Here is a 16,141-nt window from a genome sequence, read left to right as displayed (position 1 = left end):
CGGAGAGGGTGAGTATGTCGCGTTTGTTTTTAAGGAAGGACGAGGTTCGAGCCAGCTATCGCGTCAGCAGCTGGCAGAGCGTCCTGTTTTCGGAGTTCGAAGCTCAAATGAGCAGCGATGCTCGCCCTTTTCCCTGCATCTTTGGCGTGGCCGGCTATCGGCAGGATCAGCTTCGCTATCTGTTTCTCGATCCTCTCGACACGGACGCTCTCGGCAAGCAGCTCGCACTGTTCGTATCGGAATCTCGTTCGCACGGACCCAACACCTCGCTCGTTCTGTTCACGCGGCCTCGACCGGTTCAAACGCTCGACGCCTACTACAAGAAGTTCTGGCGCATCCTCGATCAACTCGCGCGCATCGACAAACAACCGTGGCCGGCACACATCCCGCAGACCATCGACGATCCGATGTGGGAGTTCTCGTTTGCCGGGGAGCCGATCTTCGTTGTCTGCAGCACGCCGGCGCATGTGATGCGGCAGAGCCGGCGCTCGAGCGCCTTCATGCTCACGTTCCAGCCACGCTGGGTGTTCGAAAAGATCCTCGGCACCGATCGGGCTGCAGCGAAGGCGTTTGGCGAAGTGCGCAAGCGGCTCGCGCCGTTCGACACGACGACAGCATCACCGCTGCTGGGGCGCTACGGCGATCCGGAAGGCCGGGAATACAAGCAGTACTTCCTCTACGACGACAACGAACCGCCGCCAGCCTGTCCCTTCCACAGGCTCGCGCAAACCAAGCTGCCTTCGGTCGAAGACAAGGAGCAGGCCGCATGACCCAGATCATCGCTGGTACGAAGACGGAATTCGCGATTGATCCCGACATCCTCGCGCTGTTGCCCAGGCAGGGCTGCATCGAGTTGCAGCATGATGCGGCAGGCAAGGTCCATCACTTCCACACCCACCCGGTCGACGAAATCCTCGTGGTGATCCGAGGCCGGCTGACCTTCCGATGGGAGGGCGGCGAACGCATCTGCACTGCTGGCGACAAGATCCTGCTGCCGGCCGGGACGCTCCACGAATCGGAAGCCCTTGACGACGCAATCTACGCGATTGCGACGCAGACTCCCGCAGCCGACGCGAGCAATTAGGGAATGTGAGGTCAGGACAGGGGACGATCGGTTTCCGAGTTGTGCTCCGAGGTGAGCCGCTCGACCAGTTCGACGACTTCGATGCGCTGGCCCGGAGCCAGCTTCAGGAACGCCTTCAACAGTCGAAGGCTTTCCACGGCATCGCTCGATGGGGCTCCGAGCTTCGCGTGCAGCTCCGCGATGAGAGTGGGATTCTTCATCTCGCACCTATAACAGGAAACAACTATGGCAGTCCTAAGCAAACGAGAAGGCCTTGCACGCAAGGTAGATACTGCAGCAATCGAAGCTGAAAGTCTTGGTCTGACGACAGCGACCCTAATCCTCAGAATGGCCCGCCTGGAAATCGACCGCGCGGAACCCGACGAGGTTGAAAGTATGCCAGCGAACAACTCCTGCAGCAAGCCGAACTGACCAGATGGTCGATTTCGGCGGCACAATTTGAGCGTTTTGGCAGTTTCTGATCGCCGATGCCAGCGAAAATGGTCGATTACCGAACCAGTAAGGGGAAATCCAGCGGAGGTAAGCTTGTCCTCCGCATTAGAGGTCTTCTATAGTTTACGCGCGAAGACAATGGGTTGCGGATCCGCCGCTGCGTTCCACAGCCTGATTTCTCGCGGATAAGGCGGCAGGAAGACCATGCAAACATATTATTTTGACATGAAGGACGGCATTCCGACCCGAGACCGAACCGGCCTCGAGTTTGCCACGCGCGCGGGAGCCATCGAACACAGCCGGGATCTGGCCCGGCGGCTACGCCACGATCCCCGCATCACGGATCGGCGGTTGTCGATTGTTGTTGTTGACGAATCCGGCGCCGAAATCCACCGAGAGCCGGTCTATCCCGCTGTCGCCAAGGCCAGCCTCTCCTGATTTGAGCTGGACGCCGGAGACGTCCGTCCCTGCGGAGCTGCATTCTACTTTCGGTCCACGTAACGTATTATCCACAATTTTTAAGCGCAGAAGCTGCGTGGCCCCGCTTCGTCCATTCGCTGCCTGCGCCGATCTCTTGCGAACCGGCCGCGCGTAATCCATCGCCGCCCGCTCATTGCTGCTTCTCCCAGAATGAGAGCAATCCCTGGGAGGCGGAGCCGCCGATCACACAGGGAATTCCGACCGCCACCTGTCCGAGCGCGGCTGCAGAGACGCAGCCCAGCGCCAGAGCCCCTACCCCCAGCTGGCCCCAGAAGTCCATGTTGCGGCGCGCATCCGACCCCTTGGTCTTGAGCTCCTCGACCGCAGCCACGGCATCCTTGCGAACAGCACCGAGCTGAACCGTATCGGCCGCTTCGACGACTTCGGCCAGCGGCGCCTTGATCGGCGCCGATTGTCGCGCCAGCTCGCCGCGCAGATAGTCCCGCAAGGCTGCATCCCGTACCGAGTAGCTGGCGAGCGTATAACGCGCCATGCTGCCGATCGTCAGCTTATCGACGGTGTCGCGGCTCTTCGACCACGGCAGCATCTGCACGATGCGCTGAATCGGCACGTACGAGCCGGTGGCGAAGTAGTAGCCCCAGAGAATATCGAGCAGATCCTGGTGGGTCGCATAGCTCAACCTTGTATCGAGCTTGCGCTCCTCCTTCTTGAACGGGTTCTGCGTGATCGCGCCCCGCAGCTTGTCCATCATCCCTAGCTTGGCTTCCTCGAGCGGAATCTCCAGCAAGGTCTGCTGCGCGCCGCTGAGATAGCCTTCGATCATGACGCGGCGCCCCGGCATCTTCGGCGCGATCTTGCGCATGAGATTGCGCCAATCCGGCAGACCGGAATAGGCGATCGCCCGAACGATCACCCACTCGTCCTCCGGAGGAACGGGGAAAAAACTGTTGACGAGCTGCTCGGCCTTGGCGGGATTGGAACCGATGGCGCCGGCGATGAAGCCGAGGTAGATGCCTGCGTTCTCAGGTTCCTTGAAGGTCTGGGAATGAAACATCACACGGACGGCAGCCGGCACGTGAGCGTAATCCGGCTTGGTCCGATAATTGTAGATCCATTGCTGGACGACGGCGAGCGACGTCTGTGGATCGATCTCCGGTGCGGCCGCAGCAGCAAGAGCCGATTGCACGAAGCTACAAAGGATAAGGGCCAGCGCGATCACTCGCATTGTCTGCTCCCGATATCTGCTCACAATGACATGCGCCACGATCAGCATCTGCAGATCCGGACGCATGAGCAAAGCAGCAATCCTGTGGATCGACTCTGCGTCCTTTCTGCGACGTCCAGAGCTTCACATTCGCGCGAACCGTCCCTCGCGGGACGACAGACCAACAACTCACCACCACCGCGACATGATTTTGCCCTCCGCCCGCACTTGCATCCGGGCGATGGACGAGCTCGCAGCGATGACAGCGGACAACTCCGGACGCACCGGACGGCGCGGCCTCGACGCAGTTCGTAAGCACCTGCTGCCCGTCGCGGTCTTGGTCCTGATATCGGCGATCTCGGCCCATGCGGCCACGGAGACGGTTGCCGTGCTGGGCAACCGCCGGATCGATGCCGATACGGTGCGCGCCTACTTCCATGCCGACGCCAACGGTCACTACGACGCCGCCGCGCTGGATTCCGGTCTGAAAAGCCTGGTCGCAACCGGCCTGTTCGAGGACGTGCGGATCGACCGCGCCGATGGGCGTATCGCAGTGCGCGTCTCGGAGGCAAAGGTGCTTGATCGCGTCGCCTTCGAGGGTAACAAGAAGGTGAAAGACGCCGAGCTCTCGGCCGCAGTTCAGTCAAAACCGCGAGCTGGACTGCAGCGCGCAACCGTGCAGGGCGACGTGGCTCGCATCATCGAAGCCTATCACCGTGTCGGACGCGACGACGTCCGTGTCGTCCCCGAGATCATCGATCGCGGCAATGAACGCGTCGACTTGGTGTTCACGATCACGGAGGGCAAGAAAACGCCCGTCCGAAGCGTCAGGTTTATCGGCAATCATGCCTATGGCGCGCGACAATTGCAGGCCGTCATCAAGACATCGGCGACGCACCTGTTGAGCTTTGTCACCGGCGGCGACGTCTATGACCCCGACCGGATCAATGCGGATCGCGAACAGCTGCGGCAATATTATCGAAATCACGGCTATGCCGATGCCGAGGTGACGAGCGTCAATGTCGATTATGACCGAGCGACCAGCGGCTTCGATGTGACATTCGCGATCGAGGAAGGTCCCCCCTATCGGTTCGGCGCGATCGAGTTGTCGTGCAACGTCCCGGAGCTGAACTGCGAACGCTTGCGTTCCCTGCTGTTGGCGCAGGAGGGTGACGTCTTCGACGACGGCAAGCTCGTCAAAACGACGGAAGCGGTGACGGCGGAGCTCGGCAGGATCGGCTTTCCCTTTGCGCAGGTCGAGCCGGTCATTCTGCGCAATCCTACCGCCCATCTCGCCGGCGTCCGCTTTCAGGTCGACCAGGGGCGGCGCACTTATGTCGAGCGGATCGAGATTCATGGCAATTCGCGCACACGCGACGACGTCGTGCGGCGCGAGTTCGATTTCAGCGAGGGCGACGCCTACAACAAGACGCTCATCGACCGGGCCGAGCGGCGCTTGAGGAATCTGAACTACTTCAAGACGGTCAAGATCTCATCGACGCAGGGGTCGTCCCGCGATCGCGTCGTCCTTGACGTCGAAGTGGTCGACCAGGCGACAGGCGACTTCAACGTGTCCGGCGGCTATTCCAACACTGATGGCCTGCTCGCGGAAGTCAAGATCGGCGATCGCAACGTGCTTGGAACGGGCAACACGGCGCAGGCGGCGTTCACCTATGGCCAATTCGCGCGCGGCGCCAATCTGTCATTCACCTCTCCCTATGCTCTGGGACGCACGACGCCCGGGATCGAACTGTTCGCGCGGCAAAGCGCAGCCACCACGTTTCAAGCCTTCGGCAGCAATACCTACGGCGCCGCGCTGACGCTTGGCATGCCGGTGAGCGAGCAAACCGCCATCCTTTGGCGCTATTCGCTATACGACCAGAACGTCGTCCTCTCCCCTGGCACGAATCCGGCCGCGGTGTCGCCGGCCGTCCGACAGGCCGCCGCCGCTGGCCGGCAGTTGGTGTCGCAACTTGGGCATACCGTCACTTACAGCACGCTCGACAACAACAAGATCCCGACCAACGGCATCCGCTCGCAACTGAGCCAGGATCTCGCCGGCCTCGGCGGCGACGTGCGCTTTCTGCGGACCACCGAAGACGTTCGCTACTATCGATCGATCAACAACGACCTGACCGGCATGGTGCGCGCGCAAGGGGGTTATATCACCGGCTGGGGCGGTCGGCAGGCGCCCCTTCTCAACAGCTTCTTCGGCGGCCCGACCATGGTGCGCGGCTTCGCGCCTGGCGGCTTCGGCCCCCGTGATCTCACCGCCGGCTCGACGCGGGACAATGTCGGCGGCAGCGTCTATTGGGCGACCACCGCCGAGCTGCAAAGCAACATTCCGGGGCTGCCGCAGGAGTACGGCCTGCGCGCATCGGCCTTCGTCGACGCTGGAACCGTGTTCGGCTATCGCGGCCCGACCCAGAACCTGCAGGTCGCAAACAAGAACGTCATTCGCTCATCGGTCGGTGTCGGGATGACCTGGGCGTCCCCGTTCGGACCGCTGACGGTCGACTACGCGGTGCCGCTGAGCAAGGCCGCCTACGACGTCGTCCAGCCGCTGCGCTTCAGCGCCGGCGGCTTCTGAGGCCTGGCCGCTTCCCCCCGACAAAGCCCACAAACGCCGGCGCGAATCGTCCCGCCGGGCGAAGCTCAGTACGGCTGATAATAGTGAACGCGCGGCCCGTAATAAGGATGGCCGTAATAGGGATGTCCATAATAAGGACGGGGCGCGTAGTAGACCGGTGGAGGCCCGTAATAACCCGGTCCCGCATAGTATCCTGGCCCGCCGTAGTAGTAATCGTCATCATGCTGATGCGCGGCGATTGCACCGATCGTTCCGATCATCGCGCCCATGATGGCGAGGCCGGCTGCGGGATTGCCGTGGTAGTGGCGACGATAACGCCGGCGCGCGCTGAAATCGGTCGCATCGCTCGACGTCGCATGCGTGAGCATCTGTCTGCTGGCCAATCCCGACGACCGCGCGAGCACGGTCGTCGGCTCTACCGTCGTCGCGATCAGCATCGCCATGGCCGCGAGTCCGATCCTTCGCCCGGCAGGCCTCAACCGAAATTGTCCGTTGACCATGTGATCCCCCGTCTCTTCCTTCTCCCAATCAAACAAGGCGGAGAGCGTAGCGTCAACCAGGGTTTTTGAGTCGGTGGTCAAGCAAGTGCCGTCGGGCACGATTTTTTCATAGACCCACAAGCGTGCTTAGACGCCGCAGCACGCGTTCGGTTCATTGTTGGAGCGCAGCAATTTTTCACGAACCAACTGCGCCGCATCGGAAACCAATGCTTGCACGCTCAAGCCCCTATCCGATGAGCCACTGCCGACAGGAGACGCGATGACTTCACGACTGCAAAGCTTGATATTCGCCGCCCTCACCATGCTGACCGTTCCCGCGGCAACGGCGATCGCTGACGAGAACAAGATCTCGCTGTTCAAAGTGGTGACCGTCAAGGACGAGATCGTCATCGGGCTCAGCTCCGAGGAGATGAGAACGATTGGCGGAAGCGACGCCGGCGCGATCGCGCACGCATTGGCGCAGAAAGGCGATCTCACGGCTTGGCAATACAACGTGCACCGCGGGCCGAATGGTGAACTGCAGATGACCCCCTCTGCCAAGATTGCGCTGCTCGCCCATGCGTCGCTGCGGATCGAGCCCTATAGCACCGCTTACATTGCGGCGCCGCACCCTTGACCCGAGAAGCACGGCCAGCGCTCGCGGCCCAGGATCATGCCGCGAGCGTTGCCGGCTGCTGCTAACACGGCGGGTCGGCGCGATGCCTCGATTGCAGCGGGTGACCGTTCGCCCTGGAAATGCGTTCATTGGACATTCCATAGAGCACGGCCAGCCGATCGAGGCATTCCTTGAACCGGCGCGCGAAATAGTCGTTCCAGCGCTGGCTGGACAGCCCCCGCTTGTGCCCGACCTGCTCCATCGTAAGGCCATGCACCAGGATGTCATGGACGATCGCCGCCCCGTCCGCGCCGAGTTCGCGCTCGGCCCGGTTCAGCCGGACCATCGCCTGTCGCTGACCTTCGGTCACGAGCTCGCGGCCCTGCGCGCCGTCGACATGATCACGCGAGGGGTCAATGGCCTGAGGTCCCCGCTCCGCCCGCTCCCAATCGTTCTGGAAGGCGCGTCCCGACCGATATTGCGCTTCGTCCAGCTGCTTGTGCGCGTGCAGGCGGCCGAGCGGATCGTTGCGGACCGATCGGAGCGCAACGATTTTCTCGCCTGGCTCGCGCGCAAAAGGATCGTCGATCTCGACCGCGACCACCTCCGCATTCCTGGGCAAGTCAAGCGCGCGACGGTCGTGGCTCTTCGAGATGCGAATCGACTTGCTGCGTTTCGGACGCGCCATATTCCGTCTCCGTCATGCTGGTTGAAATCATGTCTGGTCAGTTGCACGTGTGATCACGCAGCCGCCACGAGCCGCAGCACCAAAGGGCCTGTCGGACGCTCGGCCGTGACCTCCGGGTTGCGGGTGAGATGAAAATGCGGGGTGCAGTAGCTTGCGCCGGGCTGCCGCGGATGACCGCAGAACGTGATGGGGTCGTCGTCCCGGTCGCCGCCATAGGGATAGCGGCAGTCGCCGGCCTCGAGTTGCTCGAACGAGAGCAACCTGGGACTGATGCCGACGCAGCGAAGCCGGACTGGCGCCGGCGCTGCCGCGGGGGCAGGCCTGACAACCTGATCTCTGGTTGCCGGGTCCGCAGCACGCCCGCCGGTTCCCGCGGCGACAGATCGCGGTCTGGGTTCGGGAGCGCGAGCCGCTTGCCGGACCACCGGCGCGAGCCCCATTCGCTTGCCCCGGCCGAGCGTCGCATTGCGCGTATAGGTGGTACCGAATTGTGCATTCAGGGCCCGCGCAATCTCGGCATAAGACAGTCCTTTGGCGTGAAGGTCACGCAACACCATTGAATGTTGATCGGGCCAATCGGTGGACTGCATTTTCGCCTCTTCGTCTGCGTGGGGAGGCCCGGGGCGGCATCGCCACTGCGCCTTCGCCCCGGACCGGCTCAATTTCCGATATTCCGAACGAAAAGTCAAGCTTGAATTCTGATTATCGGAAACATATGATGCGCCATCGGATTCGCAACGGAGGTTTGGAGCCATGTTGGACGTCGCCATGATCGAGCGTGCCCTGGAGAAGCCGGGGAAAACGAAGGGAGGCCTGGCCCGCGCCATGGGCGTGCGCCCCGGGGCGGTCTCCGAGATTCTCGGGGGGCAACGGCTGATCAAGGCCGCCGAGATTCCCCTGATCACGGAGTACCTGGAGCTGAACTCCGTTCCGATCATGGGACGGGTGGGCGCCGGCTCCGTCATCGAGCCGGAATATGAACAGGTGCCGGCGGAGGGACTCGGCGAGGTGGCCCTGCCCTTCCCGATTTCGGAAGAGACCATCGCGTTCGAAGTGTCCGGCGACTCGATGCTGCCGAAATATGAGAACGGCGACGTGATCGTGGTGTATCGCGAGCAGCGGCACCCGCTGTCGAGCTTCTACGGCGAGGAGGCCGTGGTGCGGCTCAAGACCGGCGAACGTTACCTGAAGACAATCGAGCGCGGCAAATCGTCAACCCTGGTCAATCTCAAGAGCTTCAACGCCAAGCCGATCCTGGGCGTCAAGCTGGACTGGATCGGCGAGATCTTTGTGACCCTGCCGCGCGGCCAGATCCAGCGGATGCGGAGCAAATCGGCCGCCCGCGCCAGGGCGGCACGGTCGTCCAGCAAGTGATGGCGGATTGATGCCGATAGCGAGGGCTTGAGCGCCGCCGGGGAATGCCATTGACATTTTTCTGTTTATCAGAAATAATGTCGCTCCAGGATATGGCGGACTCCGAGGCGGCGCTGCATGCAATATTTCGTCGTGATGATCGACTACGGCCGTCGTGGACGGGAGGCCGTGGTCGATCCTGAGATGACCCGGCGCGAGGTGATTGCACGGGTCGCGTCGGGAGAATTTGCGAATATCAGTTTCATTCACGAGATCCGCGACCACGCGGTGGAGGACATCACTGCGGACGTGATGGCACAGGCTGCCGTCCCCGAACTCGACGAAGCAACGATCGACATGCAGGCCGCGCAGTTCGACCACCGCCGCGACCTGCGCAAGCACGAGCAGGTCTGAACGAGGATGCCGCCCTCGTCCCTTCGACCAGAACTGACGGCGGGTCCGCCAGAGCTGCTGGCCGGCCCTCCCGCGTTTGAACACCCTCGCAGAACCTCGTCGAGCCCGGGTCAGACCAGGAACACCGTCGATCCGGTGGTCTTGCGAGCAGCGAGGTCGGCGTGAGCCTTGGCGGCGTCCTTGAGTGGATAGGTCTGGTTCACCTCGATCCTCACCGCCCCCGACTTGACGATATCGAACAGCTCGTTCGCCATGGCCACCAGATTCTCGCGCTTGGCCGCGTAGGTGAACAGGGTCGGCCGGGTCACGAACAGCGAGCCTTTCTGGGCAAGGAGGCCGAGATTCAGCGGATCGACCGTGCCGGATGACTGGCCGAACAGCACGGCGTAGCCGAGCGGCGCGAGGCAATCGAGCGACTTCAGGAACGTATCCTTGCCGACGGAATCATAGACCACCGGCACCTTCCTGCCCGCCGTGATCTCGCCGACGCGTGCGACGAAATCCTCGCGCGAATAGACGATGGTGTGATCACAGCCATGGGCCCTGGCCTGCTCGGCCTTCTCGTCGCTGGAGACGGTGCCGATCACCGAGGCGCCGAGATGCTTGGCCCACTGGCTGAGAATGAGGCCGACACCGCCTGCCGCCGCGTGGAGAAGAATCGTCTCGCCAGCCTTGACCCGGTAGGTCTGACGGATCAGGTATTGGACCGTCAGGCCCTTGAGCATCATGGCGGCGGCGGTCTTGTCGTCGATCCCGTCCGGCAGCTTCAGCAATTGCGCGGCCGGAATGAGCCGCGCCTCGGAATAGGCGCCGAGCGGTGACGAACCATAGGCGACGCGGTCGCCGACCTTGAGATCGGTGACCCCCTCCCCCAGTTCCTCGACGACCCCGGCGCCTTCGCTGCCAAGTCCGCTCGGCAGCTGGACGGGATAGAGGCCGGAACGGTTGTAAATATCGACGAAATTGAGCCCCACCGCGGTGTGACGGATGCGGGCTTCGCCGGGCCCGGGCTTGCCGACGGTGACGTCCTCCCAGACCAGAACTTCGGGACCGCCGGTCTTGTGGAAGCGAATGGCGCTTGTCATGAGTGTCTGTCCTCCCTGTTGGACCATGCCGCCCCGTTCGGCGGCATCATGGCCGTTCCTGAACGGTGTCGCGTCCGCGCGCGACCGAGACAGCGCCCTGTCGTAGCCGCTCGCGCCGCGGTTTGGCAATCAGCTTTGCCGCAGACCGTCCCATCGACAGCGCGCGGCAGGAACCGCCAATGCCGTCGCGCGTTCACAGGCGAAAGCGGAGGACACGTCCCATGCCGCCCAAGAAGCGTCGCGAACTGATCAGGCCGGCGATCCTGCTTGAGCTTGCGTGTCACGCGTTGATGGGCACCACGCTCGGCCTCGGTTTCGCCTTCGCACTCACAAAGCTCGATGCGTTCGGAATCGCGAGCCTGATCACGCACAGTGTCGAGCCGATGATGACGGTCACGATCTTCGTGAGCGTCATGACGCTGTCCTTTGCCGTCGGCGCGACGCTGACGGGCTTTGTCTTCACGATGATGGAGGAGAGATAGTTCGAGCAGCCGCGTCGTCGCCCGCCATCACACAGCCGGTCTTGATTACCGCTTGAGGCGTCGGATCTCTGAACGTCAGCTCCGCGGCCAAGCGCTCTTGCGCCTGTCATATGCGCGTCGTGCAAACGATGCAGATGGATTGCAGGTTCGACCGGCGCGGAGATGACGGAATGGCCGGACTTTGTCGGGCGATTGTCCCACAGCTTCGACAGACAGGCGGCCCTGCCGGTGCCGCCGCGCGTTCGGGCTCGCCGCAATGATGAATGGCTGGCTCGCTCTGTTGACCGCCGGCCTGCTCGAGATCATCTGGGCGCTGGGCCTGAAGTATTCCGACGGCCTCACGCGCTTCTGGCCGAGCATCGGAACGATCATCGCGATCCTTCTCAGCTTCGCGATGATGTCGCTGGCGCTGAGGTCACTGCCGTTCGGCACCGCCTATGCGGTATGGACCGGCATTGGCGCTGCTGGAAGCATCATTGTCGGCATCGCCATCTACAGCGAGCCCGCCGACCCGATGCGGCTGTTCTGCCTGACGCTGATCATTGCCGGCATGGTCGGACTGAAGTTGAACTCCCCCGTGTGAGACGATGCCCGGCCTTCGCCAGGAGCGCGCCAGCTCGACGCCGCCGAACAGGCCGAGCGCAAGCACGAACGGCAGCAGGTGATAGAGGCAGCGAAAGATCAGCAATGCCGCGAGCAGCGGCTCCTGGTCATCACCGCCCAGACCCAGCAGGATGGTTGCGTCGAACAGCCCGATACCAGCCGGCGCGTGGCTGGCGAAGCCGAGCAGCGTGGCGGCGATGAACACCGCCATCAGCCGCGTGACCTCGATGCCGAGTTCGGCGGGAATGAGGACGTACATCGCCAGCGCCGCCATGGTGAGATCGAACAATCCGACCACGATCTGCAGCAGCACGGCCGGGCCGGACGGCAGACGGACCGGCCAGCGCGTGCTCCGCCGCCCTGGCCAGCTCCATACGACGAAGACGACGACGCCGCAAAGCAGTGCTGCCGCGATGAGCCGATTCAAGGTCGGCGGCCAATAAGCGACCCAGCCGAACGCATCGGGGTCGATCAGCAGGCTCAAGCCAAGCGCGGTGAGATTGCCGAGCCAGAATGTCAGCCCGGTGAGGAAGCTCATATTGGCGATGTCGATCGCGCCGAGCCGATACGGCGCATAGATCCGATACCGGACCAGCGGCGAGATCAACGCAACCGCGCCAATACCGTGCGCGATGGGGTAGCTCGTGAAGCTGCCGAGCGCGGCCGCGCGATAGGGAATGTCGGGACGGCGGATTGTCCGCAGCGCGAACAGATCGTACAGCGTCAGCCCGGCATAAGAGAGCGCGATAAGAACCAATGCGATCGCGATGAGATGCTTGTCAGTGGCCTGTGCGATCGCAAGCACATGACCGACATCGAGCTTCTTGATGGCATGTGTGAGGACATAAACTGCAACAGCCGCAATCGAGAGGCTCAGGATCAGCCCACCCAGGCTGCGCCACCAGGTTCTGCGGTTCACAGGCGGCAGCTCATCATTCAGGTCAGCCATTCAGCGCGCGTTCCGAATCAAACATGCGCACCGGCCGATTCGAGCGCGAAGACGGCGCCGTTTGACACATCGATGTGACAGCGGCGTTACGCCTGCGGCGGATGATTTGCCTTAATTTTCTATTAACAGCATATGACCGTTCACCGTTTCCAACAGGGTTAGCTGCAATGCAGCAGTCCCTGTCGAGATCATTCAAATTTGAATTAATTCACACGCGGTTCGGGCGTAATGAAGCGGCCGCATCACTACGGGTGCAGGAAGGTCGCATCTTCGTCACGCGACTTCCCTAAGACGAATGCGGGACGTCAACTTTCGAGGCAGCATGAACGCGGAATTCGAACAGGAACTCACGCCGGATCAATGGGAGACGCTGAAGGCGCTCCGCATTCCCGCGCGCGACCGCCGCCGGCTGAATGGCATGATCGTCGAGCAGCTCGTAGCGCTTGGACTCGCGGTCATCGACAGCGGCGCTGCGAAGCTCACCCTCGCCGGGCGCAAGGTCCTCGTCAGGGGATCCTCGCGCCTGCTAGACCTCGCGGCCTGATCGTCGGGCCGTCCTGCAACCCTGTCTTTGACAAGGATGTCTTTGACACTCTTGTCTTTGAGCCGCGCTGAAATCACCACATCGATTTCCGCGCGCGCTCAGGCCACTCACGGTCATAGGCCGCACCATCAATATCGGCGGTCATGGCGGCCAGGATCTGGCCCGGCGTCGGCAGCTCTCGCGGATCGACGCGCTTCTCCGGGTTCCAAAGATCGGCACGAACAATCGCCCGCGCGCATTGAAAGTAGATCTCCTCCACCGTCATGACGAGCACTGTCCGCGGCAGCTTGCCTTCCATGCGGAACGATTCCAGCAGGTCGGGCGCGGTCGACAGATGACCATGCCCATTGACGCGCAGCGTGTTGCCCGATCCCGGAATCAGGAACAGCAGAGCGATACGCGGATCGCGCACGATGTTGCGCAGGGAATCGACCCGGTTGTTGCCGCGGCGATCGGGCATCATCAGCGTCTTCTCATCGTGGATACGGATGAAGCCCGGAAGATCGCCGCGCGGCGAGCAATCGAGGCCTTCAGGGCCGCAGGTCGCGAGCGCCGCAAACGGCGATTTCTCGATCATCACGCGATAGTGCGGTGTCACGCGATCGGCCACCTTGGCCGTCGAGGCCAGCCCGGTCTCACCATAGATCGCTTCGAGCTGCTCAATCGTGGTGATGACCGACATGGCTGCCTCCTTCCGTGGCTTCGACCGGCGTCGCCTCACGCGGTCCCCTGATGATCTGCGTCAGCCTGTGACCATGCGGCTCGGGATCACCGACATTGACGATCGTCACGTCTGCCGCGACGTCGTCGTCGTTCACCGCGCGGTGGAGGCGCTCGCTGATATCGCCGTCGCTCGGGCGATGCCGTTTGCCGAGACGCTCCGCGAGAACGTCTGGCGGCGCCGTGATCGTGACGACGATGACATGGGCGTAGCTGCGCCGCGCAGCCGCGATGACGGTGCGCGAGACATTCACGACGACGGTGCGGCCCGCCAGGATGTCGTCATTGATCGACCGCGGCACACCGTAGCCGTGCCCATGCGCATCCCAATGCAGCGCGAACTGACCGGCGTCGAGCGCCTCGCGAAAGCCGGCCGCGCTCATTTCCAGATTGTCCTCGAAGGCGGAAGCCGCGCGGGTGACGATCCGTTGCGGAAACACGACGCGATCATCCCCAGCGCAGTCGCGGCGCGCGACGTTGAGCAACGTATCCTTGCCCGCGCCGCTCGGCCCGACCACCAGCACCAGGCGCCCCGGCCCGAGCTTCTCACGCAAATCCTGCGCTACGGCCGCCGCTTCGCTCATGCCACCCGCAATCCTTCTCGCCAGACGCTGCGCACCACCGGCAGCTGGCCCGCGACACGAACGCGGATCAGGTCGGCCCGTTTGCCCGCGGCGATCTCGCCGCGATCATGCAGGCCGACGGCGTCGGCGGGAGCCTTGGTCACCGTGCGCACGGCGGCGGCGAGATCGATGGCCGGCACTCGCTGCGGCAGCTGCAGCGCGCCCATCAGCAGGCTCGACGGCACATAGTCCGACGACAGGATGTCCAGCAGACCCTCGCGGGCGAGGTCGACCGCCGCGATATTGCCGGAGTGCGAGCCGCCGCGAACGACGTTCGGCGCCCCCATCAGGATACTGATGCCCGCCTCGTGCAGGCCACGCGCCGCCTCGATCGTGGTCGGAAATTCGGCGACCGCGATGCCGTCCTTGATCGCGTCCGCAACATTCTCCTCGGTGGTGTCGTCGTGACTGGCCAAGGGCACGTCATGGGTCTTGGCCAACGCAACGATGTCGCGGATGTTCGGCGCAGCATAGGCCTGCTGATACGCAAAGCGTCGCGCGAACATCACGTCGAGCTCCGCGTCCGTCTTGCCGCCGCTCTTGCCGCGGTAGTAGTCGCGCAGCTTGCCCTCGTCGCGGAACTGCCGCTGGCCCGGCGTGTGGTCCATCAGCGACATCAGCCGCACGTCAGGGCGCCCCGCCAGCTGCCGCGCCTCCTCGACCACCGTGGGCATCGGCACCTCGCAGCGCAGATGCAGGAAGTGGTCGGAGCGCAGCAGTCCGCCATCGCGGGCCGTCGCGATCGCCTCAGCCAGCATATTGGCCTGACCATCGACGCCTTCGGTACCATCCTCGGTCCACACGCGCAAGGAGTCGAGAACCGTGGTGATGCCGGCGGTCGCCAGCTGCGCGTCATAGGAGATGACTGCCGCAACGGGATCCCAATGCACCTTCGGGCGCGGTACGACGTGGGCCTCGAGGTGATCGGTATGCAGCTCGACGAGGCCCGGCATCAGCAGATCGCCCTCGACGTCAAGACTGCCGGCCGGTGCATCGCCTTCGCCGAACTCGACGATCCTGCCAGCGGCAACGGCCACCCAGCCCTGCTCAATGACCCGATCCGAGAGGACCAGCCTGGCATTGCCTATTACCGTGTCGGACATGTTCGCGCTCATCTGCAATCCTGCCTCTATGCCGCCGCTGCGAAGGTCGTCACATCGACCGTGCGATCAGCGATCTGCTCACGAATCTCATCGTCATGCACGATCGCGAGCATCGCCACGCCGTCTTGCTTCTTCGCCGCGATGAGGTCGACAACAACGGCGCGGTTGGCAGCGTCCAACGACGCCGTCGGCTCGTCCAGCAACAGGATCGGAACGTCCGAGATGAACCCGCGTGCGATGTTGACGCGCTGTTGCTCGCCACCGGAGAAGGTCGATGGCGGCAGGGACCATAACCGCTCCGGAATGTTCAGGCGACCGAGCAACGCGCCGGCGCGAGCACGGGCCGCGTCGCGCCCCAGGCCCGCCGCCAGCAGCGGCTCGGCGACGACATCCAGCGCGGGTACGCGCGGCACCGCGCGCAGGAACTGGCTGACATAGCCGATCGTCTGCCGCCTTGCATTCAGGACCAGTCGCGGTTCCGCGCCGGCAAGGTCGGTCATCTCGCCCTGGTGACGAACGGCGATCCGGCCATCGTCGCAGCGATAATTGCCGAAGATCATCTTCAGGATCGACGACTTGCCGGCGCCCGAGGGCCCCGACAACACGACGCATTCCCCTGCCTTGACCTGAAACGACACGCCACGCACCACCGGCAGCGAGATGCCGCCCTGCAGATGCATAATGAAGGTCTTACGGGCATCCTCAATATCGATCATCACGGTCATTGCGGT

Annotated in this window: 20 protein-coding genes; 10 read left to right on the top strand and 10 right to left on the bottom strand. The window is 63.2% G+C overall.

The window, feature by feature from the left end:
• Positions 1–14 precede the first annotated feature (14 nt).
• Positions 15–770: a YqcI/YcgG family protein gene (locus tag HL671_RS25895; RefSeq protein WP_012045725.1), complete on the top strand. Its 756-nt coding sequence runs from the start codon at positions 15–17 to the stop codon at positions 768–770.
• Complete coding sequence (locus HL671_RS25890) at positions 767–1,084, top strand: cupin domain-containing protein (protein WP_012045726.1); 318 nt, start codon at positions 767–769, stop codon at positions 1,082–1,084. The genes HL671_RS25895 and HL671_RS25890 overlap by 4 nt, the downstream gene beginning before the upstream one ends.
• 11 nt (positions 1,085–1,095) lie before the next feature.
• Here the strand turns inward: HL671_RS25890 and HL671_RS25885 are convergent, their stop codons facing one another.
• Entirely contained in the window at positions 1,096–1,284 is a 189-nt protein-coding gene (locus tag HL671_RS25885; protein ID WP_041750924.1) for a hypothetical protein, read from the bottom strand.
• A 436-nt stretch (positions 1,285–1,720) separates the two neighbouring features.
• Between HL671_RS25885 and HL671_RS38050 the strand changes: the two genes are divergently transcribed.
• Positions 1,721–1,954, top strand: coding sequence for a DUF6894 family protein (locus HL671_RS38050; RefSeq protein ID WP_210264094.1), 234 nt, complete (start codon positions 1,721–1,723; stop codon positions 1,952–1,954).
• Positions 1,955–2,126: 172 nt separating this feature from the next.
• On the opposite strand, the gene HL671_RS25875 is transcribed toward HL671_RS38050, so the two are convergent.
• On the bottom strand, positions 2,127–3,182 hold the full coding sequence (locus tag HL671_RS25875) for a hypothetical protein (protein WP_172239967.1): 1,056 nt from the start codon (positions 3,180–3,182) through the stop codon (positions 2,127–2,129).
• A gap of 238 nt (positions 3,183–3,420) precedes the next feature.
• Here HL671_RS25875 and bamA point away from each other — a divergent pair, with 238 nt between their 5' ends.
• Positions 3,421–5,751: an outer membrane protein assembly factor BamA gene (bamA, locus tag HL671_RS25870; RefSeq protein ID WP_172239964.1), complete on the top strand. Its 2,331-nt coding sequence runs from the start codon at positions 3,421–3,423 to the stop codon at positions 5,749–5,751.
• A gap of 65 nt (positions 5,752–5,816) precedes the next feature.
• On the opposite strand, the gene HL671_RS25865 is transcribed toward bamA, so the two are convergent.
• On the bottom strand, positions 5,817–6,251 hold the full coding sequence (locus HL671_RS25865) for a hypothetical protein (protein ID WP_012045731.1): 435 nt from the start codon (positions 6,249–6,251) through the stop codon (positions 5,817–5,819).
• A 259-nt stretch (positions 6,252–6,510) separates the two neighbouring features.
• Between HL671_RS25865 and HL671_RS25860 the strand changes: the two genes are divergently transcribed.
• Entirely contained in the window at positions 6,511–6,867 is a 357-nt protein-coding gene (locus tag HL671_RS25860; protein WP_172240141.1) for a hypothetical protein, read from the top strand.
• Between the two features lie 61 nt (positions 6,868–6,928).
• Here HL671_RS25860 and HL671_RS25855 read toward each other — a convergent pair whose 3' ends face one another.
• Positions 6,929–7,534, bottom strand: a complete 606-nt coding sequence (locus HL671_RS25855) for a DUF6456 domain-containing protein (protein ID WP_172239961.1) — start codon at positions 7,532–7,534, stop codon at positions 6,929–6,931.
• A 53-nt stretch (positions 7,535–7,587) separates the two neighbouring features.
• On the bottom strand, positions 7,588–8,124 hold the full coding sequence (locus HL671_RS25850; protein WP_012045734.1) for a GcrA family cell cycle regulator: 537 nt from the start codon (positions 8,122–8,124) through the stop codon (positions 7,588–7,590).
• A 163-nt stretch (positions 8,125–8,287) separates the two neighbouring features.
• Here HL671_RS25850 and HL671_RS25845 point away from each other — a divergent pair, with 163 nt between their 5' ends.
• Complete coding sequence (locus tag HL671_RS25845) at positions 8,288–8,908, top strand: LexA family transcriptional regulator (RefSeq protein ID WP_012045735.1); 621 nt, start codon at positions 8,288–8,290, stop codon at positions 8,906–8,908.
• 117 nt (positions 8,909–9,025) lie between these two features.
• Positions 9,026–9,301, top strand: coding sequence for a hypothetical protein (locus HL671_RS25840; RefSeq protein WP_172239958.1), 276 nt, complete (start codon positions 9,026–9,028; stop codon positions 9,299–9,301).
• A 110-nt stretch (positions 9,302–9,411) separates the two neighbouring features.
• Here the strand turns inward: HL671_RS25840 and HL671_RS25835 are convergent, their stop codons facing one another.
• Positions 9,412–10,386, bottom strand: coding sequence for a quinone oxidoreductase family protein (locus tag HL671_RS25835; protein WP_172239955.1), 975 nt, complete (start codon positions 10,384–10,386; stop codon positions 9,412–9,414).
• Positions 10,387–10,607: 221 nt separating this feature from the next.
• Between HL671_RS25835 and HL671_RS25830 the strand changes: the two genes are divergently transcribed.
• The 3 genes from HL671_RS25830 (at position 10,608) to HL671_RS25815 (ending at position 12,964) form a co-directional block, all read left to right on the top strand.
• Positions 10,608–10,868 carry a hypothetical protein gene (locus tag HL671_RS25830; RefSeq protein WP_172239952.1) on the top strand — a complete coding sequence of 87 codons (261 nt, stop codon included), beginning with the start codon at positions 10,608–10,610 and terminating at the stop codon, positions 10,866–10,868.
• Positions 10,869–11,124: 256 nt separating this feature from the next.
• Positions 11,125–11,451: a DMT family transporter gene (locus HL671_RS25825; protein ID WP_012045739.1), complete on the top strand. Its 327-nt coding sequence runs from the start codon at positions 11,125–11,127 to the stop codon at positions 11,449–11,451.
• Between the two features lie 1,291 nt (positions 11,452–12,742).
• Positions 12,743–12,964, top strand: a complete 222-nt coding sequence (locus HL671_RS25815; protein WP_012045741.1) for a hypothetical protein — start codon at positions 12,743–12,745, stop codon at positions 12,962–12,964.
• 73 nt (positions 12,965–13,037) lie between these two features.
• Here HL671_RS25815 and HL671_RS25810 read toward each other — a convergent pair whose 3' ends face one another.
• Genes HL671_RS25810 through phnL form a run of 4 tightly spaced genes read right to left on the bottom strand, consistent with a single transcriptional unit; the run spans position 13,038 to position 16,135 of the window.
• On the bottom strand, positions 13,038–13,646 hold the full coding sequence (locus HL671_RS25810; RefSeq protein ID WP_012045742.1) for a pyridoxamine 5'-phosphate oxidase family protein: 609 nt from the start codon (positions 13,644–13,646) through the stop codon (positions 13,038–13,040).
• Positions 13,624–14,268 carry a phosphonate metabolism protein/1,5-bisphosphokinase (PRPP-forming) PhnN gene (gene phnN / locus HL671_RS25805; protein ID WP_012045743.1) on the bottom strand — a complete coding sequence of 215 codons (645 nt, stop codon included), beginning with the start codon at positions 14,266–14,268 and terminating at the stop codon, positions 13,624–13,626. Before phnN ends, HL671_RS25810 begins: the two co-directional genes overlap by 23 nt.
• The gene (locus tag HL671_RS25800; RefSeq protein WP_172239949.1) at positions 14,265–15,422 is read right to left on the bottom strand and encodes an alpha-D-ribose 1-methylphosphonate 5-triphosphate diphosphatase; all 1,158 of its coding nucleotides are present in this window, start codon (positions 15,420–15,422) and stop codon (positions 14,265–14,267) included. The genes phnN and HL671_RS25800 overlap by 4 nt, the downstream gene beginning before the upstream one ends.
• A 14-nt stretch (positions 15,423–15,436) precedes the next feature.
• Positions 15,437–16,135 carry a phosphonate C-P lyase system protein PhnL gene (gene phnL, locus HL671_RS25795; protein WP_172240138.1) on the bottom strand — a complete coding sequence of 233 codons (699 nt, stop codon included), beginning with the start codon at positions 16,133–16,135 and terminating at the stop codon, positions 15,437–15,439.
• Between the last annotated feature and the right edge of the window lie 6 nt (positions 16,136–16,141).

This window comes from Bradyrhizobium denitrificans (genome assembly GCF_013179005.1).
Taxonomy (GTDB): Bacteria; Pseudomonadota; Alphaproteobacteria; order Rhizobiales; family Xanthobacteraceae; genus Bradyrhizobium; species Bradyrhizobium denitrificans.
Note: the sequence above shows the minus strand (reverse complement) of the source record. Positions and strands in the feature narration are given on the sequence as shown.

What these genes read in the sequence shown, in the direction of transcription:
- HL671_RS25895 (WP_012045725.1), top strand. Translation starts at nt 15, where the DNA reads ATGTCGCGTTTGTTTTTAAGGAAGGACGAGGTTCGAGCCAGCTATCGC.
- HL671_RS25890 (WP_012045726.1), top strand. Translation starts at nt 767, where the DNA reads ATGACCCAGATCATCGCTGGTACGAAGACGGAATTCGCGATTGATCCC.
- HL671_RS25885 (WP_041750924.1), bottom strand. Translation starts at nt 1,284, where the DNA reads ATGAAGAATCCCACTCTCATCGCGGAGCTGCACGCGAAGCTCGGAGCC.
- HL671_RS38050 (WP_210264094.1), top strand. Translation starts at nt 1,721, where the DNA reads ATGCAAACATATTATTTTGACATGAAGGACGGCATTCCGACCCGAGAC.
- HL671_RS25875 (WP_172239967.1), bottom strand. Translation starts at nt 3,182, where the DNA reads ATGCGAGTGATCGCGCTGGCCCTTATCCTTTGTAGCTTCGTGCAATCG.
- bamA (WP_172239964.1), top strand. Translation starts at nt 3,421, where the DNA reads ATGACAGCGGACAACTCCGGACGCACCGGACGGCGCGGCCTCGACGCA.
- HL671_RS25865 (WP_012045731.1), bottom strand. Translation starts at nt 6,251, where the DNA reads ATGGTCAACGGACAATTTCGGTTGAGGCCTGCCGGGCGAAGGATCGGA.
- HL671_RS25860 (WP_172240141.1), top strand. Translation starts at nt 6,511, where the DNA reads ATGACTTCACGACTGCAAAGCTTGATATTCGCCGCCCTCACCATGCTG.
- HL671_RS25855 (WP_172239961.1), bottom strand. Translation starts at nt 7,534, where the DNA reads ATGGCGCGTCCGAAACGCAGCAAGTCGATTCGCATCTCGAAGAGCCAC.
- HL671_RS25850 (WP_012045734.1), bottom strand. Translation starts at nt 8,124, where the DNA reads ATGCAGTCCACCGATTGGCCCGATCAACATTCAATGGTGTTGCGTGAC.
- HL671_RS25845 (WP_012045735.1), top strand. Translation starts at nt 8,288, where the DNA reads ATGTTGGACGTCGCCATGATCGAGCGTGCCCTGGAGAAGCCGGGGAAA.
- HL671_RS25840 (WP_172239958.1), top strand. Translation starts at nt 9,026, where the DNA reads ATGCAATATTTCGTCGTGATGATCGACTACGGCCGTCGTGGACGGGAG.
- HL671_RS25835 (WP_172239955.1), bottom strand. Translation starts at nt 10,386, where the DNA reads ATGACAAGCGCCATTCGCTTCCACAAGACCGGCGGTCCCGAAGTTCTG.
- HL671_RS25830 (WP_172239952.1), top strand. Translation starts at nt 10,608, where the DNA reads ATGCCGCCCAAGAAGCGTCGCGAACTGATCAGGCCGGCGATCCTGCTT.
- HL671_RS25825 (WP_012045739.1), top strand. Translation starts at nt 11,125, where the DNA reads ATGATGAATGGCTGGCTCGCTCTGTTGACCGCCGGCCTGCTCGAGATC.
- HL671_RS25815 (WP_012045741.1), top strand. Translation starts at nt 12,743, where the DNA reads ATGAACGCGGAATTCGAACAGGAACTCACGCCGGATCAATGGGAGACG.
- HL671_RS25810 (WP_012045742.1), bottom strand. Translation starts at nt 13,646, where the DNA reads ATGTCGGTCATCACCACGATTGAGCAGCTCGAAGCGATCTATGGTGAG.
- phnN (WP_012045743.1), bottom strand. Translation starts at nt 14,268, where the DNA reads ATGAGCGAAGCGGCGGCCGTAGCGCAGGATTTGCGTGAGAAGCTCGGG.
- HL671_RS25800 (WP_172239949.1), bottom strand. Translation starts at nt 15,422, where the DNA reads ATGAGCGCGAACATGTCCGACACGGTAATAGGCAATGCCAGGCTGGTC.
- phnL (WP_172240138.1), bottom strand. Translation starts at nt 16,135, where the DNA reads ATGACCGTGATGATCGATATTGAGGATGCCCGTAAGACCTTCATTATG.